Genomic DNA, 23,648 nt, shown 5'->3' with positions numbered 1-23,648 from the left:
AATAGGGGCAGATTACAGGAACTAGAGCCATCTCCAGAAAAAACAAAGAGGCTTTATCCAGTTTTAAGCCCCCCACTTCTATAAGTGGGGGTGGGCCCTTCGTTAACTTTAGGTGGGGTAGAGTCCTCCTTCGCCGCTAAGTATATTCCTTTTGGGAAAGGCGGCTCGGCAATAATGTCCACTGGACATTATTGTATCTGAAGCCCCGATGTTCAGCTTTAGCTTTCTTGGATTAGTTTTAAGATTTTTGGCATCCTAAAGTCTGGAAGGACCCTCTGGATTAAACTTGTACAGTTTTAGAGGGTGCGTTATACTAGAATTCAATATTTTAAATTTATATAATACAGAATTAAGACGTAGAGGAGGAGTTTAAATGCTGCAAGGAAAAATAGCTTTAATTACTGGCGGAGGTACGGGAATTGGGAGAGCAATTGCCCTGATTCTTGCTAAAGCCGGTGTCCAGATTGCCGTTAATTATTCACGTTCAGAAGATGACGCCTTAAAGACAAAGGCTGAGGTCGAAAGTTTGGGTGTTCGTTGTCTAACTTATCGGGCCGATATAGCAAAGGATGAAGACGTCAGATTAATGATCAGGAAGGTTGTTAACGACTTTGGAAAATTAGACATTCTTGTTAATAATGCCGGTATGACTCACTTTGTAGATCATGCTGATTTAGAAGGCTTAAAAGAAGAATATTGGGATGACATTATGGGAGTAAATGTTAAAGGAACGTTCTTCTGCTCCCGTGCTGCCGCCCCAGAACTTAAGAAAACTCGTGGATGTATTGTCAATATGGCATCCATTGCCGGCCTGACGGGATTAGGCAGCTCTATTGCTTATTCAGCCTCAAAGGCTGCCGTTGTCAGCATTAATAAATCTTTAGCTCGCGTTTTAGCTCCTGAGGTTAGGGTCAATGCTGTAGCCCCGGGAATCGTACAGACTCGTTGGGTGGAAGGTAAGGATGAGCATATCGCCCATCTTGCAGCCGGTACTCCCCTCGGACGCGTGGCCACCCCGGATGATATCGCCGAAGTTGTTTACGCACTTATTGCACATGCCGGCTTTGTAACCGGGCAAACGATTGTTGTTGACGGCGGGAATTTCATCTAAATCCTAAAGAGATAAATCCTAAAGTAGGAATTGGTATGAAGGTGAGAAACTATAATGTTGCGGAAGTTGATAATCTTTGTTCTGATACTATGCCTGATTTGTTTTCCAGTAACGTTATTCTCTCCTCAGACCGCTGACGCCACCACAATAACTCCAACCGATTATGTCTCTTTAGGTGATTCGATAGCTTACGGGTATAGCGCTCCTTCAGGCCAGGGCTACTCTGATCTTTTTAACGCCTACTTGCAGAGTAAGCCTGAGCTTGCAGGCTCTCAATTTTATAATCTGTCTCATCCCGGAGATACCAGCAGCGACCTTTTAGAAAAGCTTAAAAACAATTCCAAAGTAAAAGAGCGTTTAAACAAGTCACGTATAGTAACGATAAGTATAGGCGGAAATAATCTCCTCGGTCCAGTGATTAGTTCTCTGGCTGGGGTTTATGACCTTAAGCTGTTAGATCCTCAATTAAACTCTAAGCTAGCTCAGGCTTTGCGTTCTGATAAAAATCTTGAGGGTACACTTTTGCAGCTTGCTTCATCTGGAACGATTGAAAGACAATTAGCCGATGGTGTCGCAAGTTTTAAAAAGGATTGGCCTGGAATCATTCAATCCCTGAAATCTCTTGCACCTGACAGTCAGGTATACGCCTTGAATATTTACAATCCCTTTGCTCAAAATGATCCCTTTTTCTCCCTCATAGATCCTTATGTTGAGAAAATCAACTCCGTAATTGAAGTAGGTGAAGGGTATTCCTATGCGGACATCTATACTTGTTTTCTCAAGGGATATGAGCAAAAACCATTGAATTATAATTTGTTGCAAGGAAATACAGATCCTCACCCAACTCCAGAAGGCCATCTTTTCATATTCCAAACTCTTTGCAGCCTATATGACCTAACGAATGCAATTCCCTGGGATAGTCGAAGAAATGTGCCTGAGGATAAAACGTGGACAGTAAAATTCACAGATACCTTAGCTCAGTCAGCTGCCGGTTACATACAGGTTTATACGAATTCCGGCTTGTCGTTGAACCTCTCTGTTCAAACTACAAAGATTGGTTCTGATTTTCTAGTTGTTAAACCGCCTTCAAATGGGTATTTGCCGGGTTCCTATTGTCTCTTAATCAAACAAGGATTACCGTCTCGGAGTGGTCAGATCCTTAAGAAAAGTATTTGTATGAGGTTCACTGTGGAGTGAACTCGTTCAGCTAAAGCCGAACATCGTGCTTCGGCGGGGGACCTGATTGGGATAAAAAGGCACTTGACAAAAAATAGAATAGGATTATAATTAAATCATAAACAATAAATAAAAGATTCAGTTAAGTTCTTGTTAGGGCATTGCTAGGTGAAGTTTCGATTCTTCGGAGGTTTTCAGCATTGCGGTTTTAATGGGTGCTGAATTCGTTGAATTGATAACTACCTAGTAAGAAGGTAGTTCTTTTATTTTAAGAAAGCTTTCCCGCAAAGTTCCTCCCCGTAACTCTGTTGTCGTTAGTCCCATAAAATTTCTTTGGTAATCAGTAAGTCATTGATTCTGCTAGGAAATTAGGTCGAGATTTCAGAGGATTGTTCCCGAAACACATTTTATCAGAAGTAGTGGAGGATTTGTCGAGATTAGTTTGCTAACCTAACATGATTTGGTTCGTATTTTCTTAGTGAGTATGTTGAAAATTAATCCAGAGCCGTTTATCCATTAATTCTGGGGGAACTTTGCGGGATCCATTGGTTAAAAGAAAGGTCACTAATTGGTGGCCTTTTTTGTTTGCACTCCTCGCAGCTGTGCAACACAGAGGGTTAAAATTCTTTCACTGCCGTTTACCTGTTCGGTGCTAAAGCCAATATTAAACTGTCCGGTATTTATGGACTGACAAATCTTCATCCTTACCTAAAACTTACCACGAAGCAACGCAATACAAACCCCTGGGAATATTGTATAATAAGGCGTAAGGACATTTGTCCTTAAGTCTTTTTCATGTATATCCTCTTTGTCCCTCCGGGACAGCATAATCGGAGGGAACCTTTTTCTTCTTTCCTAGTGCGATTGGGAACGTACTGCTTATAGTTTCTTAGAGGATAAATGAAGAAAATTTTTGGATTAGTTTTTAGGAATAAGCCCGCCTTTTGGTGGGCTTATTCCATTAAAGTGGACAGATCGTCATAGAATCGGTTAAAATAAGATTGATCAGAATTGTTTAATTTAGGAAGGTGACGTTTATGAGTATACATATTGGCGCTAAAGAGGGCGAGATTGCAAGGACAGTTCTTTTACCCGGCGATCCTTTGAGAGCAAAGTTCATAGCAGAGACCTTTCTTCAAGATGTTGTTTGTTATAATGAAGTAAGAGGCATGTTCGGATTTACAGGTACTTATCAAGGAAAACGGGTTTCTGTTCAAGGAACTGGAATGGGAATGCCCTCAATCTCAATCTATGTCAATGAACTTATTACCGAGTTTAAAGTTAAGAATTTAATTCGCATTGGTACTTGCGGTGCTATGCAGGCGGATATTCATCTTAAAGATGTCATTCTGGCAATGAGTACCTCGACTGATTCCAACATGAACAAACTTAGATTCAACAATATGGATTATGCTCCAACGGCTAATTTTTCCTTGCTCATGAAGGCCTATAGTAATGCTCTAAAATTAGGAGTCCCTGTTCGAGTAGGCAACATATTAAGCACAGATACTTTTTATGGAGATGAACCTGACGATTGGAAGCACTGGGCTAAGTTTGGAGTTTTGGCAGTGGAAATGGAAGCAGCAGCACTCTATACTTTAGCTGCAAAATTTAACGTCAGGGCCCTTGGGATAATGACTGTCAGCGATAGTTTTATAACGCATGAAATTACAACCTCCGAAGAGCGTCAAAAGACCTTCCGAAATATGATTGAAATAGCTTTAGAAACTGCATTAGAGTTAGAAGATTAATCATTTAATAGAATTTATATTAGATTTTATGTATAGAGTCTATATAGGGCCTGACTTTACAATCTTAAGGTCCTCAAAAAAAACTTAGAGATGCAAAATAGTCTCAGAAGAACTTATGCAGCGTTTCAAAATAGGGGGTGGCAAATCACATGTCACTGGATAATCCTTTGGAAGTTTACAAATTGCTCCCTAGATCAAATTGCAGACAATGCGGCTTGGCAACCTGTCTTGCCTTTGCTGCAGCAGTGATTAAGGGAGAAAAACAGTTCACTGGATGTCCTCATTTAGAGAGGGCGCTTATTCAGGAATTAGAAGGAAAGATCGTCCGCCAATCGACCCCGGAAGAGCAATTGAAGCAAGTTCTTGTACCTTTGAAAAATGAAATCAGTAAGATAAACTTTCCCGCATCAGTAGAACGGTTGGGGGCTGCTCTTTCCGGAGATAAGCTGATCATTAAATGTTTGGGAAAGGATTTTGGCGTTGATTCTGAGGGAACTGTTATCTCTGACTGTCATATTAATGTCTGGGTAATAGTGCCTTTGCTCAACTATACTATTTATAGTGCCGGGAAAGTTCCTACCGGGAATTGGGTTCATTTCAGAGAACTAAGTAAAGAGACTGTATGGAATACATTCTTTGAGCAACGTTTTGAAAAACCTTTAAAACAACTTACCGATGACCATCCAGACCTGATTGAAGATATGATTCATATTTTCAGCGGCAAACCTGTTCCAACAAGTTTTGAAGCAGATATTTCTCTTGCCTTATATCCCTTGCCTAAAGTTCCTTTACTCCTTTGTTACACTAAACCAACAGAGGACATTGAATCAAAATTAAATGTATTTTTCGATGAGACTGCAGAAGTTAATCTCCAGCTGGATTCAATTTATAGGTTGTGTGTTGGCCTTTTGGTGATGTTTCAAAAGATTGCCTTACGGCATTTAAAATCTTAAAGAAAGCTAAGATTTAAAACTTCAGCCATGAGATAAAGGATTACTATATGGGAGGGAAAATCTATGATTTTATCGACAACCCCGTCTATTGAAGGACATCGTATTACCTCATATTTAGGTATTGTAACCGGAGAAGCTATTATGGGTGCCAACATTATGCGTGATATATTTGCCAGTATTACGGATATTATTGGCGGACGCTCAGGTGCTTATGAAGAGAAACTGCAGGATGCGCGAAGTGTAGCTTTAAGAGAGTTAGAAGAGCGGGCAGCACGAATAGGGGCCAATGCGGTCGTCGGAATTGATTTGGATTATGAAGTGATTGGTCAAAATGGCAGTATGCTGATGGTTAGTGCTTCTGGTACTGCCGTACATGTTGAATAGTATATCTTTAGCTATATGAGTTCACTACATTGTCCCTAAAAGGAGGATATATGGCAAAATTTTATAAAGCTCTTTGGTATTTGGCAATCTTGGCCTTTGTCATTACAATGGCCGCTTTCACCATGGGAATTCTATTAATGGGTGTTCTTCTTGTCGGAACAATAGGGATTTTACGTCTTTATTGGAAAAGAAAACATTACCGAAGTTTTAACAAGAATAACAATCACAATCATTTTGCCTCAGGTGAAATCATTGATATTACACCGAAGTCCTCAGCGGATGATGTTCATTTAAAGTTAAGGCGATAGCCATAGCAAACAGCCTCCTCGCAATGAGGGGGCTGTTTTTGAATCGTCTCAGTAACATTAACGTGCCCTTCTAAAAGGCATTCGCGGAGCTGATTGAAATCTGCTCCCAAGGTCCTCATAGGAATTAATCCCCTTTTTAGCTAAGAAGCGTTGCATACCGTAAGGCATCGCTCGATTAGATTGATTTAAGAACTCAGTATTTCCTCCCGCGTCCTGGCCTCCGAGTCCTCCACCTTGATTTAACGCCCGATTTCTACCAAGAAACATTTTTGGCACCTCCTTCAATAACCAATATATGCCATTTGTAACACGTTTGTTTAAATATCAGGTTAATATAGCAAAATTGTCAACCTGAATTTTACGATCGATCATTAAGATTTCTAGATTTATAGAAAGGTGTACCATCGCACACACGTTGATGTTAGTTCATTGTAAGTTTTTATAGAAAATATATTTCCATGAACGCAGCACGTCGAGACCGTGGTTCGATTAAGAAAACAGACACTCTAAACCCGCCTGTGGTGCGGGTTGTAGGTTCTGGAATATTCGGAATTAAATTAAAAACAGGCGCAATGTTTTCTGGCTACGTTCATGGGTACATGTTCGAGGTAAAATGGACGTTTTTGGGGTAAAAACGTCTGATAAATGTATCACAGTGTCAAGGGGGCCTTGAGACTGTGAAAGTAATTTATGGTAATAGTCATGGTGATTTTTTCAATCAGCTAACTGTCTTAATTCAATCGAGAAAAATATTACAATGTAAAACAAATGTTATACAAATCGAATTTTATCTATTCAAATATGTGAGTGCTAAGACAAGGGTCCTCTTTCAAGATGTAATATCTATTCTTTCGGTCGATAATGTTTGCGTCCTTCAACTCATTAAGTGTTTGAATGACCATAACCCTGGAAGAACCAATCATATCGGCCAATTCTTGCTGAGTAATTATAAGATCGATCATTGTTGAGTTTTGAAGTTTTTTCCCATATTGTTTAGCAAGATTATAGAAAAGGCCTAATAATTTCTCTTTAACAGTTCGTCTGGTTTCCTTTTCTGAATTTAAATTATCATAACGCTTTTGTCCTAAGTAGTTAATAATTCTTAAGGCAAAAGAGGGATCTTGCTTGATTAACGACTCGAATTGTATTTTACTAAAACAGCAAATGCACGCCTCTTCCATGGCTATCGCACTAGAATGTTCTTTTTGTTCTTTGTAAAAAGACAATTCACCAAGTACTTCACCGGGACCGCAGATATCCAATATCGTTTCATGCCCATCTTCAGCAGTCTGAACAAGTTTTAGCTTACCTGATTTTACCAGGTGGATAGTATCCGTAATGTCTCCTTGATGAAAAAGATAGTTTCCTTTGGACAGCCTCTTTCTAGTTGTACATTGACATAAATTTGTGAATTGCTCCCGATCTAGTCCCTGAAATAGGTCTAATTCTTGTAAACAGATGAGGCAACGCTTCATACCGTTCCCTCCCTTATCCTTATATATTTATAAAGAAAGTTTATCAAGAAAGGTTCAGTTTAACAATAAAGAACGAAAACTCACTTTATGATGGTATTATTTGTATCAAAGGCAAATGCACAATAACCTGCTGTAATGTGCGAGATCATTGTGCATTTTGATATTCTTATAACAGTTTTTCTGCTTTCTCGGCTTTAAACAATACCAACTTATCTTCGATAAAAGCTTTGCCTTCAAGCCTAAAACCTTTAGGGCCGCCCTCTGTTGTTGAAATTATAACCTGCATTTTTGCGTTATCCTTAATGTTTTGTTGGGTTATCGTCATCTTATAGATACCAAACGCGAGGATGTCCCCATCTCTGACTTCCGCTACTTTTCCGACCACGATCATGTGTGGTTCACCATAGGTGGAAACAGTAGTAATGGGAATGAATGGAGCCTTTGATATAATCTCTTTAATATCATCAACTATAACCATAATAAGACACTCCTTAATTTTTTATTTACTATTAATTAAGTTTGTTATGACTTATTACACTAATGCTTGTTTTAAAGTTTCAACCACATACTCTTTAAAAGCACCTAGTTCGACTCTCTCAATTTCGATTGGCACTTGGGTATATTCAAAAAACTCTAAAATATCCTCTTCCTTGAGATCGGAAACACCGGTGTCTAAAAGTACGACCTTATCATAGAAACCAAAATTTTGTCTAGCGTCTATTTCGTCCCAGCCCTGACCCTGCTTAAAAATGCTCTGCCAATTATGCAACCAGCCTGGTGTAAGGTAAAATACATTTAGAGATGATTCAGACTCCTTCAGTCTATCCATACCCAAAATCAAATCAATACAATTCCTAGGTTTCTGTTTGCTAACGTGATATCTTTCTGTAAATTCGCTAAGATCAGGATGGCACATAGAGCCAAAGAAGAGGACTTTCTTTTCCTCAGTCACAAAATCAAGAGCTTCTGTAATGCCAGCTTTAAGCTTATCACTGTCTACATGCAAAGCCGAAGATGTAAATGTAACATTGAACTCATCGGTTGGTCCCCATTCTGCTTTGATTTCCTCTAGTACTCGTTCAAGCTCCAATTGAAAGATACCACAGGCAACTATGTGCACCTTCATTTGAACACCACCTACTTTTCAACATGATACCAAGACCTTGGATCAAACAAACTAGCTAGTATATATAAATACTAACATCACTGATAACATGAAAAAGTTAAATATTTAACAGAACCACGCTTTTTCTCCAAATAATTATGGATATGTAACAAAGCAGCCTGGTGATAAATTAACTCTGGATTGGTTTGCAATGTTCTTATTTCGCGCAGGTGCCGTCTGTAGTTGGCGCTTGGTTGTATAAATTCTGGTCACTCCGGACACCCAAATCGGCGGTATACCGGGACACTCATCAATGGCAAATATGACCGCAGGGAGCGGTGGGAGGCAGGATCAATTTTACTTATATAAGGGAAACAAATACGATAAAATATAGTATCGTATTATTAAAAGAGGTGATTTCCTGTTGGAGACAGTTAAAAAGGGGGTCTACATAGAATTAGTTTCAATAATCTGGATGATTATTGAAGCAGGGGTTGCAATAGGTGCTGGTTTAATTGCACACTCTCTTACATTAGTTGCTTTTGGAGCCGATAGCATTATTGAACTAGTTGCTGGAGTTGTTTTGTTATGGAGATTGTTAATTGAAGCCAAGGGGGCAAGTCTGGAACGAGTGAAACAGGCAGAAAGAACCGCATCATGGGTCGTAGGTATAGCTTTAATATTATTAGCCATTTATATCGTTGTTGCTGCAATTCATGAATTATGGACTAAACAAGGTGCTGAATCCAGCACGATGGGAATTGGATTAGCGATTGTTTCAACCATTTTAATGATATATTTGTCGAGATCCAAGAAGCGGATTGGTGGGGAAATCAGTAGTAACGCGCTTAAAGCAGATGGCTCTTGCAGTATTGTTTGTGCGTATATGGCGATAATTGTTTTAGTCGGAGCTGCTTTAACTGCATTTTTTGGTTGGTGGTGGATTGATTCAATTATTTCATTTGGGTTGACCTACTTTGTAGTGAAGGAAGGCCTGGAGGCCATTCAAGAAGCTCGGGGAGTAGAAGATACCTGAAGTTGCCACGATGATTAAACCTCAGGTTGAGGTTTAGATGAGGGCTGGACATACATGACAGCAAATTCCACGCCACTTGCGCCCCGCTAAGCTCAAGAAGAAATAGCCGCCGTAATAAAGCTTAGCCAGCAGTCATGTGCGTGACTTGCGTGTGATGTTACCGGATGGTGGCCTTCGAGCCGGAGGAAAAGGAACCTTAATAGGCAATACTGCAGGCATGTCCTCACCTATCCAAAGGGGCTCACAGAACCGGAAAGGTAGAGGGATGCGTTACATTTAAGTATTAAAAAGAGGAATTATCAAAAACATGTATAATATTAAAATTTGAACTGCGTAATACTGCTTCTTCAAAGATGTTTACACCAAAAGTTAAATTCTATGCCGAACGATTCCGGGTTGTTGTAATAGATTATCCTGGGCATGGTAAATCTGAAATATTGCAGGAGTTTCCAGTAGATTATTGGTGCTACAATGCTAGGGTTGCCATTAAGTTATGTCAAACATTAAAGCTTAATAAAGTAAACCTAATCGGTACGAGTGGGGGAGCCATTGTCGCCTTAAACATGGCTTTATTAGAACCATTGCTAGTCGGCAAAATCATTGCAGATAGCTTTGGAGGCGATTCTCTAAATAGTGAAGATGTTGCTACTCTGAGAGACCAGCGTGAAGAAGCGAAGAGAAATATTCGTTCAATATTATTTTGGTTTCTGATGCATGGTCTGAGGTGGAAGAAAGTTGTAGATGCTGATACTAAAATGATTGAACTGTCGAGTTTATCCAGAAAGGGATTCTATTGTGGAGATTTATCTGAAATAACTGTGCCGGTATTAATAACCGGAAGTCTTCAAGATGAATTAATTAAGGATATGGAATTTCGCATGAAAACGTTTTCCAATAGGTTGAAAAATTCGAAATTAGTTTTCTATCCAACTGGTTCACATCCGGCCATGTTCAGTAATAGCAGAGAATTTGACAAGCTAGCTCTTGAGTTTTTAGAAAATAATCACTAGGTTTTATGATTTTTGAAATACCCTTCAGAATACCTTTATTGGCTTTGGGAGGGTATTTCAATTCTAGTCGACTTCAGCAAAGAATTAGCGAGAGTTAGGGTGGAGAAAAATGTAGGTACATTATTAATATCAATCCCTCCGCTCCGGCGAACCTCAAGAAGAAATAGTCTGCCATGTGTAAAGGCAAGCTGGTCTTCATGTGTGAGCCGAAGAAAAAAGAACCCTAACAGGCTATCCTTACCTATCCAAAAGCGCTCACCAAACCGGAAAGCTGGAGGGATTGCGGCATATTTGGAATTGATATTATTCAGAAGTCTGGCTATAGCCTAATAGTTTGCTTTAATAAAGGAGCAAGTTATGATTGAGAGTTCTTCGAAGGAAAAACTTCCGCGAATACAAATGCATCGTTCCTTACTGGAAAACATATTTGATATTGGCGCTATTATTGGAGTAGCAACTTCATTAATTTATCCTGTAATTATATGGTCCTCATTACCGAGTAAAATTCCGGTTCATTACAATATTCAGGGCCAAGTTGACCGATGGGGGTCGAAAGGAGAAATATTCCTATTAGTTCTAGTGGTCGTTCTAATGTACATATTCCTAACGATATTAAATCGTTATCCACATAGGTTCAATTATCCATTTGATATTACTGAGCAAAACGCGGAAATACAATATAAATTGGCCAGATTAATGGTCCAAGCTTTAAAGATGGAAGTAATTTGGATTTTCGCTTATATTCAATGGAGAACTATTGAGGGTGCAATGGGTAAGGAGCTAGGCCTTGGAATAGGTTTCATCTTAATATCTATATTGCTACCGTTAGTTACACTGATTTTCTACATCTGGCGGGCATTTAAGGCTAAATAGTGTGAGAAACCTAACAGGATGCCCTTACCTATCCAAAGGCGCTCACTGAACCGGGAAGCTGGAGGGATGAGTAAGGTGGAGTGTTTCGGGGCAGAAAACCGGAGGTGGGTCTGCTAGTCGGAGAACTATGTAGTACTTTGTATTGGCAGGTATTTATTGTAAATTTGCAGAATAATGCAAATGATATTCTTAAAAAGGAATAAATGAGAATGATCAATTATGCAGAACTGAACATACAAAAATTCCTGAGCGTTTTGAATAAGTGTTGGTCAATAAATTCAAGTTCAAAGTGGACTTTAGAGAACCCGGCAAATGGCCAATGTGGAGTAACGTCATTAGTTGTTAACGATTTCTTTGGTGGTGACATCTTAAAAACAGAAACACCTGATGGGTGGCACTATTATAATAGCATAGATCATAAAAGGTATGACTTTACAAAATCACAGTTCCAGCATGAACCAATCTATTTGGATATACTCTCTAATAGAGAAGAAGCATTCTCTGACACAAATTTAGAACAATATAACCATTTAAAGTGCGAAATTGAACAATATCTAAAGAATTTGTGATTAAAATATAAACGCCATGCAAATCCCCAGCCACTTGCCCCCCCTTGCCAAGTCCAAGAAGCCGCCTTGTGTAAAGGTTAGCTGGGGTCAAGTCCGGGTCTCCAAAAAAGACTTTTTTTGAGGGGTAGTTGGGTATATTGAAAATGCTAGATTGTGAAGATTGTGTTTAATTTTGTATTTTTTGGATCATTCTGCTTTCCTTAGCCATACAGTGGGTTTGACGCTAGAACCGACAAAGAAGTGATGATTTCTTATCACAAGTTTAAGTACTTGGCGGGTAATCTTTTCATTTTGTTGAATAATCTCTATGGAGTTTTCGGTTACTTTTGTTACAATCGCTACATGCCCGTAAAGACCGTTAGAAAAACTAATATGTCGTCCGGCTTTGGCCCCATATTTCCACCGTTTCTATATTGAAGTAAGCCTCTTTGTTCATTTAGGAAACCTTGAGACACAGAAGAGGCNGTTCATTTAGGAAACCTTGAGACACAGAAGAGGCATAAAAATCTTTAGCGTTACCAAAACCATCTGGCATTTTAACGTGTTTTACGTCATAGTAAAATCGCTTCACAAATTCAACACATTGCCATTTAAGACCGTAATAATAACCATCAGGGCTAAAATTCTCACCGTGACTTGCGGTGTAGTCTTGCCCATTATAATAAACAGGTATATTTTTGTAACTATCAATAACTCTTGCTGGCTCATACTGTTGTGGCTTTCTTGTTAAAGGATTATGAAAGAAAAAATATAGTATCAAGCCAAAGCAAAAAAGTAGAAAGCCAAAGGCATATAATAACGGTTTCTCCTTCGCACGGTTCTGTAGGAGGCTAGAGGTGAAATTCCTCCGGCCTACCTGGCGAAGTGGGGAGTGTTGGTGAGATTGCGTGTTAACCGCGAAGAGAGTTGGACAAATAGGAACCCTCAACAGCCAAAGCTGCGGGATGACCTTACCTAACCTAACCTAACCAAAGGTGCCCTTTCACCATGGAAAAGCAATATTTTTAGAAATGTGCCGAGACAAGGAATTTGATGTATACGGAAGGGACTGCATATATGACATATGGATGATGTGAACAACTCAATAAATAGTTATTTGAAGGGAGAATATTTTAATTATGATTATTGACAATAATCCAAAAGAAATAGAAGCAATGAAGGCATTTCATCGTGGTGACAGAAAAGAAGGATTGCGATTGCAGGAAGAGTTTGCTTCGGAATTTCGTGAAGAATTTAAAGATAAGGACCATTGTCCATGTAAAAAGGCATGTCGTTATCATGGAAACTGTAAAGAATGTGTAGCAATTCACAGAGCACATCAGGAACATGTACCAAATTGTATGAGACCATTAATAAATAAAAAGGTAAAAATATTATCTGAACTTACTGAACATACAATTGCCAATGAAATTGAGCCACCTAAAGAAGTTTTGAGAAAAGAATGAAGTTATGAACACACAGGTTCGTCAATTGTATATTTTCCAAATAATAAACGCTGCCTGATTGGTCTTCAGACAGCGTCAATATTAACGTGTAAACCGTTTAAGGATATAAACCAAGCCTGCAACCCATTCCCTTACCGCTACCCATTCGATTTCCTGTGCCACGTCCCATACTTTGTCCGCCCATGAGTCCGGAACAATTGCCGGTTCCATCACATAAGGCTTGATTGCTTTTTATTGCTGTATAAATTTGATCCGCCTGTTGTTGGGTTAATTGGCCATCATTAACTCTTTGATCAAGTATGGCCTTTTTTTGTTCTAACATTTGAGCTTGAAATTCTTTCAACTTTCCGGCTTCTTTAGCAATAGTCCCATAAGTTTTACCTGAAGCTCTTTCTTGATTGACAGCAGTGATTGATTGTCCCGTGACACTTGCCGTTATGTCCGCAGGTGTCTGATTTACAGCGGCATAAGCTGTCCCGGCAATCCCCAACATTCCCAACACAGTTAGGGAAACTGCAAGCTTTTTGTAGATTTTCATCAATCCACATCCTTTCAATGATTTATTACAGCTTTAGCTTACAAATAAATTGTGGCAAAATTATGGCAAAACTTTGAACCCGTTTTGACATTAAGTGTGCCACAAATCTGTCACAATCATGAAACGAATTAATGGTAAAATAAATATGGAGTAGGGGGGATATTATGAAGAAGTTTCTTTTAATTGCCGATGATAATGAGGGTATCCTCGATATCTTAAAAACCTATGTGAGTAAAGAAGGCTATAACCCGATCGTTGCCCGTGATGGGGAAGAAACGCTCCTGAAATTTGCCGAGTATCAACCCGTGCTGATTCTCCTGGATGTTCTGATGCCTAAGAAGAATGGTTTTACAGTCTGTCAGGAAATCCGTCAAAATTCAACGGTGCCTATTATTATGATTACAGCAAAAGGGGAAGATGGGGATCGAATCATGGGCTTAGATATCGGTGCAGATGACTATATTGTCAAGCCTTTCAGCCCCGGTGAAGTTATGGCCCGAGTCCGGGCCGTTCTTAGAAGGCTTGATATTTCGGAGGAACAAAGCAGCGACGTGATTCGGTACTCTGGGCTTGTTATTAATCTTTCGGATTACGAAGTACTACTTGAAGGACGGTCTGTTTCCTTAACGAAAAAGGAACTTGAACTTTTGTGGGTTTTAGCCTCGAACCCGGGAAAAGTTTTTTCGAGAGACAACCTTCTCAACAGTGTTTGGGGCTATGAATATTTTGGCGATGCACGTACCGTAGATACTCATATTAAAAGACTAAGATCGAAAATGAACATTCCTGCCAAACTTCCTTGGGATATTAAGACGATATGGGGTGTTGGTTATAAGTTCGAGTCTCAGAATCACTGACAAAATCATTAATTTAATTAAAAACAAACTGGCCGTAAAATTGGCCTTAAGTGTTATCGTAATAATCACTATTTGTATGATTACCATTGGTGCCCTATTTATGCAGCTTTTTAAGCAATATGCCTTTGAGAGTCGAGAAGAAACAATGCTTACGAGTGCGAGGAGTATCGCAGCTACAGCAGATGAGGTAATGGACGATTCTGATGGTAAGACAGCGGGTCCGAACAATCCTCTGAGAGGTTTTGGTGGTTATCTTCGTTCTCTGGACACCATCACTGAGTCCAAGGTTTGGATTACGGATAACAAAGGGAACCCTACCGTAATTTCCGGCAGCCTGCAAGGTCAAGGTATGGGACAAGGCCGGGGATTTGGCTATGGAGCAAGACAGGGGGGACCTATGGGAAGCGGAGCCGGACAAGGCATTTTGACGAATCCAGGTCCGCTGCCTGCAGAAGCCGAGAGAGTAATTCAGGATGTACTTCGAGGCCAGGAATCTACCAGTGAAAGTTTTAGCGGACTGTATCACGAAGCTACGATTACCATTGGCGTTCCAATTTTTAATCATGAGCATAAAGTCATAGGGGCAGTTCTTTTACATACTCCTGTAACAGGGGTCACCAGTGTTTTAGACAAGGCAGTCAGTATTCTAGCTGTCAGTCTATTAGCAGCGCTTCTATTAGCAGCTGCTTTGGGAGTCATGTACTCTATTCTTTTTACTCGTCCTCTCAAAGCAATGAACCGGACGGCTCTTGAAATTACTAAGGGGAATTATCAGGCAAAGACAGGCATCAAACGAGACGATGAAATAGGTCAGCTTGGGAATTCTCTCGATCTTTTGGCGAAAGAACTTGGTTCAACGATTAACCAACTATTTCAGGAAAAGGGAAAACTCAAAGATATTATAGCCAGCATTTCTGAAGGAATTATCGCATTTAATTGTAATCTCGAGCCTGTAAGTATTAATTTTGCTCTCGCAGCCATCATGAATAGGAACGCCCCATATTCCTTAGATGATGTTGACAGAGATCTGCAGGAGTTAGAGATTAAACCTAAGATGGATCAAGTGATGAAAACCAAGGAAACTTTGCAGATTCTCCGCAATTGGTCGGATAAGGTACTGCGATTTACGATTTCTCCCATAATTGATAAGCATGATACCATTACAGGGTGTGTTGCCTCAGTTCAGGATATCAGCGAAAATGAGCGTCTTGAACAATTGCGCCGAGATTTCGTTGCTAATGTATCCCATGAATTTCGTACTCCTTTGACAGTCATTCGAGGGTACCTGGAAGCAATGGTCGATGGAACCCTGGATTCGCGAGAGGATTTTCAGCATACTTACCACAAAATGCTCCAGGAAACTCATGGCTTAGAACGATTGGTTAAAGATCTTCTGGAACTTTCTCAGCTTCAATCAGGGAAAATATCGATAAGCCAAGAAGTAATTCATTTTCCAAGCCTGCTTGAAGATACCATTAAAAACCTGCAAACTCTTGCCGCTAAAAAATCTATTGAATTAAGCTATTCAATGGCAGAAGAAGTCCCTCCTTTTCTAGGAGACTACAATCGATTACGCCAGCTCATCATTATTTTCCTAGACAATGCTATCACTCATTCCCCCAATAATAGCTGTGTTTACATTGCGGCCAATCTGGAGGGCAAGGATGCTTTGATACTCCGGATAAAAGATGAAGGGTATGGCATTGCTGCAAATCAAATGCCGCACATCTGGGAACGCTTTTACAAAGGAGATCAATCACGAAACAGTAAAGGGACAGGACTTGGTTTAGCAATAGCTAAAGCCATAATCGAATTGCTGGAGGGCGAGATTGAAATCCAGAGCGAATTGAAGCAAGGTACTCAGGTAACTATAAAGATTCCCCTTCAATTTCTCTCCTCCTCGCTGGTCGACTGAGTTCTGCGGAATATTTCCTGAACAAAGCGCAGACGCTAGATCAAAAGTCAAAAATCAAGATAGGAAAGTTAAGGTGGATTCATGGGCAAAGTGATTATTGTTGAAGGAAAAACAGACAAGCAGCGGTTACAACAAATTCTGGATGAACCTGTAGAAATAGCATGTACCTATGGCACCATAGGTGAGGATAAATTGGAAGAATTATTCTCTGAGTATGGTGAGGATGAGGTCTTTGTTCTGTTGGACGCAGATTATTCAGGGGACAAAGTCAGGCGTTTATTTAAACAGGACTTTCCCAATGTGCGCCACTTATATACCCATAGGATGTACCGTGAAGTTGCAACAACTCCCTATCATGTACTAGCCCAGATTCTTGAGGGTGCCCACTTTATAGTAAAGTCCCCGGAGGACTTGGAGGATAATTAGCTTAAAGCGTAAGATAAAACGACCGTAACGATTTACCCTCGTTACTGTCGTTTTTTTACTATCAGCCCTTCATCGCAAGGGAGTACCTTAGGATCGTGAAAAAAACTGAATGTTTCTATTTTCCATACGTACCCAGAGAATTTTTTTAAACCGAATAGTAGGAATATTAAGATATATCTAGAACTATTAGGTAAGCTCTAATTAGATTAAGTTACGCTAAGGAGGTTACCTATGAACGATGATATGGCTTTAGAGGCTCGTTCGCGAGCTGGAAACAAATTCAAAGAAGGACTTAATTGTTCAGAGTCAATTCTTCATACCTTCAACGAGCTGCTTAATAACCCCCTGAACTCCGAGAGTTTGCAAATGGCAACTGGGTTTGGAGGTGGCCTGGGGCATGCCGGCTGCATGTGTGGTGCCTTGACAAGTTCGGTTATGGTTTTGGGGCTTTACCAAGGACGCATCAATCCTCAACAAGATCGGGAACCGCTCTATAATCTCGCTCATGAATTCCATGACCGTTTTTCCGACCAATTTGGAGGAACCTGTTGTCGAGTTTTAAATCCCCACGATTTTGATTCCCCGGAGCATTTAAGGCATTGTTTAAAACTAACGGGAGGAACTGCCAAACTTCTGATGGAGTTCATTTTAGAAAAAAAGCTGACATTAGAGAAGAAATAACAGCTTTCCCTGAGGCAAAAGCCTAAACCAAATAGTCGGGGGTTGAGTAAAACTTAACTCTAAAAATCCAAAGCGTGTGCAAATGACCGAAGGCGTTCTTGCTTCACTAGTATAGTAAGTGAGAACGCCTTTATTCACTTAATGACTAGGCAAGCAAAATTTGGGACTCAATGAGGGTGCCGAAAGGAATGAGTCACACTTTTCTCAAAGTTGCCACTTCAAGGAGTGACTTTTATTTCTCTTCGAATCATGGTATTATGCAAGCAAAGCTATAACAATTTTTGACACGATTAAGTGAGAAATACTTGGCAACGAGGTCATAGACAAAGCGCTATGGCCTTAAAAATATTTTTTAGCAATTAAGTCTATTTCAAGGCAAATGCAGGTTGGAGGTAAGTATGGAATCACAAACTGTCAAGAGGATTTACGTTGAAAAAAAACCCGGCTATGATATCGAGGCTCAAGGATTATTAAGCGAACTGCGCGAAAACTTAGGCATCAATTCTTTGTCAGGTGTACGGATTATCAATCGCTACGATATTTCCGGAATTACCGATGAAGAATATCAAAAATCCCACTCAATTATTTTTGCTGAGCCGCCTCTTGATTCAATTTACAATGAACGTCTGGATATTTCGGCTCAAGACAGAGTTTTTGCCATGGAATACCTCCCTGGTCAATATGATCAGCGGGCGGATTCAGCTGCTCAATGTCTTCAAATTCTTACGCAGAAAGAACGGCCGGCGATTGCTTCCGCAAAAGTTATTATTTTAACAGGCTCGATAACAGAAGAAGATTTCCAAGCCATTAAACATTATTGCATCAATCCGGTGGAATCCCGGGAAGCCTCTTTAGCTAAGCCCAATTCTCTGGAATTTGAATCCGTCCTACCGCCTAACGTAGAGGTGATTTCTGATTTTATGCGAAAATCACCGGAGGACCTGAGGAAATTTTTTCATGAAGCGGGTTTAGCTATGAGTTTTGAGGATCTGATGTTTTGTCAGTCCTATTTCCGTGACACCGAGAAGCGGAATCCAACGCTTACGGAAATTCGAGTCATTGACACATACTGGTCAGACCATTGCCGCCATACTACCTTTAATACCAAAATAGAAGAAGTTATCATCCCTTCAGGTGACTTTTCCGACCCTCTTCTTAATTCCTATCAAGACTATCTTGCATCTCGGGATTTCGTCTATGCTGAAAACACAGACCATCGGGATATCTGCCTTATGGACCTGGCGGTTATAGGAATGAAAGAATTGAAAAAGAAGGGGCTGCTTACTGATCTCGATGAATCGGAGGAGATCAATGCCTGCAGTATAGTTGTTAACTTAGACCATGATGGCCAGTCTGAAGAGTGGCTGGTCATGTTTAAAAATGAAACTCATAATCATCCTACAGAAATAGAACCGTTCGGGGGCGCGGCAACTTGCTTGGGAGGAGCTATTCGCGATCCACTGTCAGGCAGGACCTATGTCTACCAGGCAATGCGCGTCACAGGAAGCGGCAATCCCAGAGGCAAACTGGAAGATACCTTAGAGGGGAAATTGCCTCAGCGAAAAATTACGCAGGGCGCGGCCGCCGGTTATAGCTCTTACGGCAATCAAATAGGGCTGGCAACAGGACAAGTTGCCGAAGTCTATGATGAAGGTTTTATGGCGAAACGGATGGAAGTCGGAGCAGTTATTGCTGCGGCTCCCCGCAAAAATGTGGTTCGAGAGGTTCCACAACCGGGGGATGTTGTCGTTCTGGTCGGCGGAAGAACCGGCCGTGACGGATGCGGCGGGGCGACGGGTTCGTCTAAAGAGCATACCTCGGAGTCTTTGTTAACCTGCGGGGCAGAGGTTCAAAAAGGAAATCCTCCTACGGAACGTAAGATTCAGCGCTTGTTCCGTAAGCCGGAGGTTAGTACGATGATCAAACGCTGCAACGATTTCGGAGCAGGCGGAGTTTCTGTCGCTATTGGAGAATTAACTGAGGGTTTAGAGATTAATCTCGACGCTGTTCCGAAAAAATATGAAGGACTGGATGGTACAGAACTGGCGATTTCTGAATCTCAAGAACGTATGGCTGTCGTCATCAGTTCGGAAAATTTAGAACCCTTTATTGCCTTGGCTCGGGAGGAGAACTTAGAAGCGACCTTAGTAGCACATGTGAGTTCTAACCCAAGACTTAAAATGTCTTGGAGAGGTGAGACCATCGTTGATTTGAGCAGAGAGTTTTTGAATACCAATGGTATTAAACAAACGACTAAAGTGCGAGTGAATCTGCCGGAGTCATCCAGCAATTACTTTAAAACGTTGCCCGCTGCACTTAGTTCCTTAAACACTGAGACGAAGGATGCCAATCTGCTTGTCAGGGCATGGCTTACGAACTTACAGGATCTGAATGTATGCAGCCAGAAAGGTCTCGTGGAGAGGTTTGACAGCAGCATTGGTATGTCGACGGTGCTAATGCCTTTAGGCGGAAAATACCAGGCGACACCTGCTGAGGGAATGGTTGCCAAACTTCCGATGCAGAGCGGTGATACAAAGGCTGCCACAGTAATGACCTATGGCTATAATCCACAGCTGGCCAAATGGAGTCCATTCCACGGAGCTCTCTATGCAGTTGTTCATGCTGTTTCTAAAATCGTCACCTTAGGAGGAGACTATCGTAACGTTCGTTTAACCCTTCAAGAGTATTTTGAAAAACTTGGTTCTGATCCGGAAAAATGGGGAAAACCCTTTAGTGCTTTGTTGGGTGGGTTTTATGCTCAGAAAAAACTTCAAATACCGGCTATCGGCGGGAAAGACAGTATGTCAGGGACTTTCATGGATTTAAATGTACCGCCCACCTTAGTAGCTTTTGCCGTTAATGTTCTTGATGTGGACAAGGTGGTATCCCAAGAGTTCAAAAAAGCTGGCAGCAAAGTAGTCTTAATTTCTTGCCTGCGCGATGACCAAGAAATTCCTAACTTTGAACAGCTTGCTGAAAACTATCGTAAAGTCTCAGAACTAATCCAAGCGGGACACGTCTTAGCTTCACACACCGTCGGCATGGGCGGGCTTGCTGCTGCTGTCAGTAAAATGTCCTTCGGGAATCGCATAGGGTTAACGATTACTGAACCAATGGACTTCCAGAGACTCTTTAGCGCTGATTACGGATCACTCATTCTAGAAATTCAAGACTCCATTGAATTGGATCAGATCTTTGGGGATGTTGACTATGAATTCCTCGGGACAACCCAAGATAATCCGATGCTTACAGTTAATGGGGTTTCTCTTGCGATAGAAGAAGCCCAACAGGCCTGGGAACAACCTTTGGAGAAAATCTTTCCTACTCGGACTGGAATCATGCCTGAACCAAGATCAATACATTTTAATTCACGCAATACGCAAAAACCATCCTTAAAAATTGCCAGACCGAAAGTCTTGATCCCTGTTTTTCCCGGTACCAACTGTGAATATGACTCAGCAAGAGCCTTTGAGAAAGCTGGAGCAGCTGTAGAAACCCTAATTATCCGCAATTTAACGCCTTCCGACGTAGAACAGTCCATCTCGGAATTGACGAGAAAGATTGGTCAAGCCCAGATCGTCATGCTGGCAGGTGGTTTCAGCGCTGGGGATGAACCCGACGGTTCCGGTAAATTTATTGCCACAATGTTCAGAAACCCTCGGATTAAAGAGGCGGTTTCGGAGCTTTTAAACAAGCGCGACGGACTTATGCTGGGAATTTGTAATGGCTTCCAAGCGTTGATCAAGCTAGGCTTAGTACCTTACGGAGAAATTATAGATTTAACCCCGGAAGCGCCGACTCTGACTTACAATAAGATTGGCCGGCATGTTTCCTGTATGGTTCAAACCAAAATTGTTTCCGTTTTATCGCCGTGGTTTAGCGGGGTTTCCCTTGGTGATATTCATACAATCCCTGTATCCCATGGAGAAGGGCGTTTCGTTGCCAGTCCAAAGGTCATTGAGACGTTGGAAGCCAATGGACAAATTGCGACCCAGTACGTGGATTTCAATGGTGACCCGAGTAACCGCATTGAGTATAATCCAAATGGTTCTTACGAGGCTATCGAAGGAATTACCAGTCCCGATGGAAGAATCTTAGGTAAGATGGCTCATTCTGAAAGAACGGGTCATGGAGTGGCACTTAATATTCCGGGAGACAAATATCAGCCGATTTTTGCCGGTGGTGTGAATTATTTTAGAGGATAAATCTCAAGTATTTCCACAGGCAAATCCACTGAAATGGGTAAGGTAAGGCAGGACGATATACAGTAATATTTTGAGAAAGCGTTTCTTTTGCAGGGTTTCAGAATTGTATGTCGAAGACATATGCTTAGTCGATTTCTTAGGGTATAATTTATCCGGTTTTTAAGACCCTCACTTCTATAAGTGGGGGTGGGTCCTTCGTAAACTTCAGGTGGGGTAGAGTCCTCCTACGCCGCTAAGTATCCCTATTGGGAAAGGCGGCTCGGCAATAATGTCCACTGGACATTATTGTATCTGAAGCCCCGATGTTCAGCTTTAGCTGAACGAGTTCACTGTTACAGATATTGAAATTTACACTGATCTTCAACATAAGAATTAGGAGATGAATGACTTGGAAAGTAAATTTGAAGCAGCTGTCGTGACAGAACAAGGTAAAACTATAGCGGTGATTTCGGTTCAACGCCCCATCTTCCGTGACTCAGATAATGCGATTATGATTATTAAAGCTATGCTTCCCGTATTTCCTGGTATGCCGGTTGTCCTTATGACACTCGACCCTCAAGGAAATCCAGCTTATTTTGGCAGATCAGATCTAATACTTTTACTGGAATCCATCAACATTAAAGAAGCTGATTGGAAAGAAATAACTGCAGAAATAGATCTCAGCAAGACTTGCCCGACCAAAGAGGCGGAGGATGCATAAGATTATTTGATCTCCCAATCCTTGTCAACCGCCGGCAAACTAATCGATCTGGCGGCGGAATCAAAAGTGTTCTCATTTTAACTGCCTGACCAGTTTAAAAGGGTAGAATAAATAAGGAACAGAAATATTAAGCTATACCCTGTAGTTGGACACAGAAAAGACGCTGTGTAGGCCAATCTATAGGGTATATTTTTGTTTGCAATCCATATATATAATTCGAGATTTTCTTTCAGTATTACCCCTTTAATAGTTACTTAATACTGATTAGTACCAGGCTTATTTGGGTTACACTGGAGATAGAAAATTATCTAAGATTAAGGAGAGATTCTCATGAACCGGTCATCTTCCTATATCTGCGTAACCCTGTTAGGTCTGCTGATTCTTCTAAGCGGATGTCATCGGTCATCATTTCCAACGCCTGCGATTCCTTCAGCCGACACGAACAGTGCTTCCGTTCAAGCAACCTCTGGAATTCCAGTTTATCAGCGAAAGGAAAAGGTTACCACTCCAGAAGCAGCAATGGAGCTTCTTCTGGAAGGAAACCAGCGCTTTAAATCAGGAACGGTGTTAAATAAAGATATTAGTATAACCAGACGCACTGACTTATTGCGGAATGGGCAGCACCCCTTTGCTGTGATTGTCAGCTGCTCTGATTCAAGAGTCCCTCCAGAAATGTTATTTGATCAAGCTCTGGGTGATTTATTCGTCATTCGCGTGGCAGGAAATGTCATAACACCGGTTGAACTGGGGAGCGTTGAATATGCCGTTGAACATCTAAAGGTACCTTTAGTCGTCGTGCTTGGTCATGAAAGCTGCGGGGCGGTCACAGCTGCCGTAGAAGGAGGAGAAACGAAGGGAAGCATTTCTGCTGTGATTGCTAAAATTATCCCCTCTGTTATTCAAGCAAAGTCAGAGAACCTAGCGGGAAACCCATTGATCGAACAATGTGTGAACTTGAATATTCAGAGCTCTGTTCAAGATCTTAAAAAGAGTCCAATCTTAAAAGAAGCGCTCGAGAAAAAACAGCTTCAAATTATCGGTTCGAAGTATGACTTGGACGAAGGAGGAGTAGCAATATTGAGTTAAGGTATGTCTTCAAGAAAATACTATAAAGCTGAATTAAAGAATAA

At 40.9% G+C, this 23,648-nt stretch carries 23 protein-coding genes; 17 read left to right on the top strand and 6 right to left on the bottom strand.

The window, feature by feature from the left end:
• The first annotated feature begins 373 nt into the window (after window positions 1–373).
• The 6 genes from B5Y67_RS02480 (at window position 374) to B5Y67_RS02455 (ending at window position 5,683) form a co-directional block, all read left to right on the top strand.
• The gene (locus tag B5Y67_RS02480; RefSeq protein WP_088224983.1) at window positions 374–1,111 is read left to right on the top strand and encodes an SDR family oxidoreductase; all 738 of its coding nucleotides are present in this window, start codon (window positions 374–376) and stop codon (window positions 1,109–1,111) included.
• 54 nt (window positions 1,112–1,165) lie between these two features.
• Window positions 1,166–2,308, top strand: coding sequence for a GDSL-type esterase/lipase family protein (locus B5Y67_RS02475; protein ID WP_088224982.1), 1,143 nt, complete (start codon window positions 1,166–1,168; stop codon window positions 2,306–2,308).
• A 1,016-nt stretch (window positions 2,309–3,324) separates the two neighbouring features.
• A complete protein-coding gene (deoD, locus tag B5Y67_RS02470; protein ID WP_088224981.1) occupies window positions 3,325–4,038 on the top strand; it encodes a purine-nucleoside phosphorylase in 714 nt (237 codons plus the stop codon).
• Window positions 4,039–4,187: 149 nt separating this feature from the next.
• Window positions 4,188–4,991, top strand: coding sequence for a DUF3786 domain-containing protein (locus B5Y67_RS02465; protein WP_088224980.1), 804 nt, complete (start codon window positions 4,188–4,190; stop codon window positions 4,989–4,991).
• A gap of 63 nt (window positions 4,992–5,054) precedes the next feature.
• On the top strand, window positions 5,055–5,375 hold the full coding sequence (locus B5Y67_RS02460; protein WP_088224979.1) for a heavy metal-binding domain-containing protein: 321 nt from the start codon (window positions 5,055–5,057) through the stop codon (window positions 5,373–5,375).
• Between the two features lie 50 nt (window positions 5,376–5,425).
• Window positions 5,426–5,683, top strand: coding sequence for a hypothetical protein (locus tag B5Y67_RS02455; RefSeq protein ID WP_088224978.1), 258 nt, complete (start codon window positions 5,426–5,428; stop codon window positions 5,681–5,683).
• A gap of 57 nt (window positions 5,684–5,740) precedes the next feature.
• Here B5Y67_RS02455 and B5Y67_RS02450 read toward each other — a convergent pair whose 3' ends face one another.
• The 4 genes from B5Y67_RS02450 to B5Y67_RS02435 all read right to left on the bottom strand — a co-directional run bounded on the left by B5Y67_RS02450 (window position 5,741) and on the right by B5Y67_RS02435 (window position 8,284).
• Window positions 5,741–5,950: a hypothetical protein gene (locus B5Y67_RS02450; RefSeq protein WP_088224977.1), complete on the bottom strand. Its 210-nt coding sequence runs from the start codon at window positions 5,948–5,950 to the stop codon at window positions 5,741–5,743.
• Between the two features lie 524 nt (window positions 5,951–6,474).
• Window positions 6,475–7,158: a Crp/Fnr family transcriptional regulator gene (locus tag B5Y67_RS02445; RefSeq protein ID WP_088224976.1), complete on the bottom strand. Its 684-nt coding sequence runs from the start codon at window positions 7,156–7,158 to the stop codon at window positions 6,475–6,477.
• Window positions 7,159–7,324: 166 nt separating this feature from the next.
• Complete coding sequence (locus B5Y67_RS02440; protein WP_088224975.1) at window positions 7,325–7,636, bottom strand: pyridoxamine 5'-phosphate oxidase family protein; 312 nt, start codon at window positions 7,634–7,636, stop codon at window positions 7,325–7,327.
• 54 nt (window positions 7,637–7,690) lie between these two features.
• Window positions 7,691–8,284 carry a DUF1638 domain-containing protein gene (locus B5Y67_RS02435; RefSeq protein WP_088224974.1) on the bottom strand — a complete coding sequence of 198 codons (594 nt, stop codon included), beginning with the start codon at window positions 8,282–8,284 and terminating at the stop codon, window positions 7,691–7,693.
• A gap of 403 nt (window positions 8,285–8,687) precedes the next feature.
• Here B5Y67_RS02435 and B5Y67_RS02430 point away from each other — a divergent pair, with 403 nt between their 5' ends.
• The 3 genes from B5Y67_RS02430 (at window position 8,688) to B5Y67_RS02420 (ending at window position 11,182) form a co-directional block, all read left to right on the top strand.
• A complete protein-coding gene (locus B5Y67_RS02430; RefSeq protein ID WP_207652387.1) occupies window positions 8,688–9,299 on the top strand; it encodes a cation transporter in 612 nt (203 codons plus the stop codon).
• 353 nt (window positions 9,300–9,652) lie between these two features.
• The gene (locus tag B5Y67_RS02425) at window positions 9,653–10,309 is read left to right on the top strand and encodes an alpha/beta hydrolase (protein ID WP_088224973.1); all 657 of its coding nucleotides are present in this window, start codon (window positions 9,653–9,655) and stop codon (window positions 10,307–10,309) included.
• A gap of 357 nt (window positions 10,310–10,666) precedes the next feature.
• Entirely contained in the window at window positions 10,667–11,182 is a 516-nt protein-coding gene (locus tag B5Y67_RS02420) for a DUF1648 domain-containing protein (protein WP_088224972.1), read from the top strand.
• Window positions 11,183–11,937: 755 nt separating this feature from the next.
• On the opposite strand, the gene B5Y67_RS25725 is transcribed toward B5Y67_RS02420, so the two are convergent.
• Window positions 11,938–12,123: a CHAP domain-containing protein gene (locus tag B5Y67_RS25725; RefSeq protein WP_242975796.1), complete on the bottom strand. Its 186-nt coding sequence runs from the start codon at window positions 12,121–12,123 to the stop codon at window positions 11,938–11,940.
• A gap of 746 nt (window positions 12,124–12,869) precedes the next feature.
• Between B5Y67_RS25725 and B5Y67_RS02410 the strand changes: the two genes are divergently transcribed.
• Entirely contained in the window at window positions 12,870–13,196 is a 327-nt protein-coding gene (locus B5Y67_RS02410) for an LPS biosynthesis protein (protein ID WP_088224971.1), read from the top strand.
• 97 nt (window positions 13,197–13,293) lie between these two features.
• Here the strand turns inward: B5Y67_RS02410 and B5Y67_RS02405 are convergent, their stop codons facing one another.
• Window positions 13,294–13,734 carry a DUF2680 domain-containing protein gene (locus tag B5Y67_RS02405; RefSeq protein ID WP_088224970.1) on the bottom strand — a complete coding sequence of 147 codons (441 nt, stop codon included), beginning with the start codon at window positions 13,732–13,734 and terminating at the stop codon, window positions 13,294–13,296.
• Window positions 13,735–13,898: 164 nt separating this feature from the next.
• Between B5Y67_RS02405 and B5Y67_RS02400 the strand changes: the two genes are divergently transcribed.
• From B5Y67_RS02400 to B5Y67_RS02370, 7 genes are all read left to right on the top strand, one after another.
• Window positions 13,899–14,591: a response regulator transcription factor gene (locus tag B5Y67_RS02400; RefSeq protein WP_088224969.1), complete on the top strand. Its 693-nt coding sequence runs from the start codon at window positions 13,899–13,901 to the stop codon at window positions 14,589–14,591.
• Window positions 14,557–16,506 (top strand): ATP-binding protein, encoded by a 1,950-nt coding sequence (locus B5Y67_RS02395; protein ID WP_348982275.1) that lies wholly within the window; start codon window positions 14,557–14,559, stop codon window positions 16,504–16,506. Before B5Y67_RS02400 ends, B5Y67_RS02395 begins: the two co-directional genes overlap by 35 nt.
• An 81-nt stretch (window positions 16,507–16,587) precedes the next feature.
• Complete coding sequence (locus B5Y67_RS02390) at window positions 16,588–16,932, top strand: toprim domain-containing protein (RefSeq protein WP_088224968.1); 345 nt, start codon at window positions 16,588–16,590, stop codon at window positions 16,930–16,932.
• 231 nt (window positions 16,933–17,163) lie between these two features.
• A complete protein-coding gene (locus B5Y67_RS02385; protein ID WP_088224967.1) occupies window positions 17,164–17,613 on the top strand; it encodes a C-GCAxxG-C-C family protein in 450 nt (149 codons plus the stop codon).
• Between the two features lie 398 nt (window positions 17,614–18,011).
• Complete coding sequence (locus tag B5Y67_RS02380) at window positions 18,012–21,818, top strand: phosphoribosylformylglycinamidine synthase (protein ID WP_088224966.1); 3,807 nt, start codon at window positions 18,012–18,014, stop codon at window positions 21,816–21,818.
• A 388-nt stretch (window positions 21,819–22,206) separates the two neighbouring features.
• Window positions 22,207–22,518, top strand: coding sequence for a hypothetical protein (locus B5Y67_RS02375; RefSeq protein WP_088224965.1), 312 nt, complete (start codon window positions 22,207–22,209; stop codon window positions 22,516–22,518).
• A 330-nt stretch (window positions 22,519–22,848) separates the two neighbouring features.
• Window positions 22,849–23,604, top strand: a complete 756-nt coding sequence (locus B5Y67_RS02370; RefSeq protein ID WP_088224964.1) for a carbonic anhydrase — start codon at window positions 22,849–22,851, stop codon at window positions 23,602–23,604.
• Window positions 23,605–23,648 lie beyond the last annotated feature (44 nt).

This window comes from Desulfosporosinus sp. FKB, from assembly GCF_002196705.1.
Classification (GTDB): Bacteria; Bacillota; Desulfitobacteriia; order Desulfitobacteriales; family Desulfitobacteriaceae; genus Desulfosporosinus.
The sequence above is the reverse complement of the archived record's forward strand: the minus strand, read 5'-3'. Positions and strand labels throughout refer to the sequence as shown.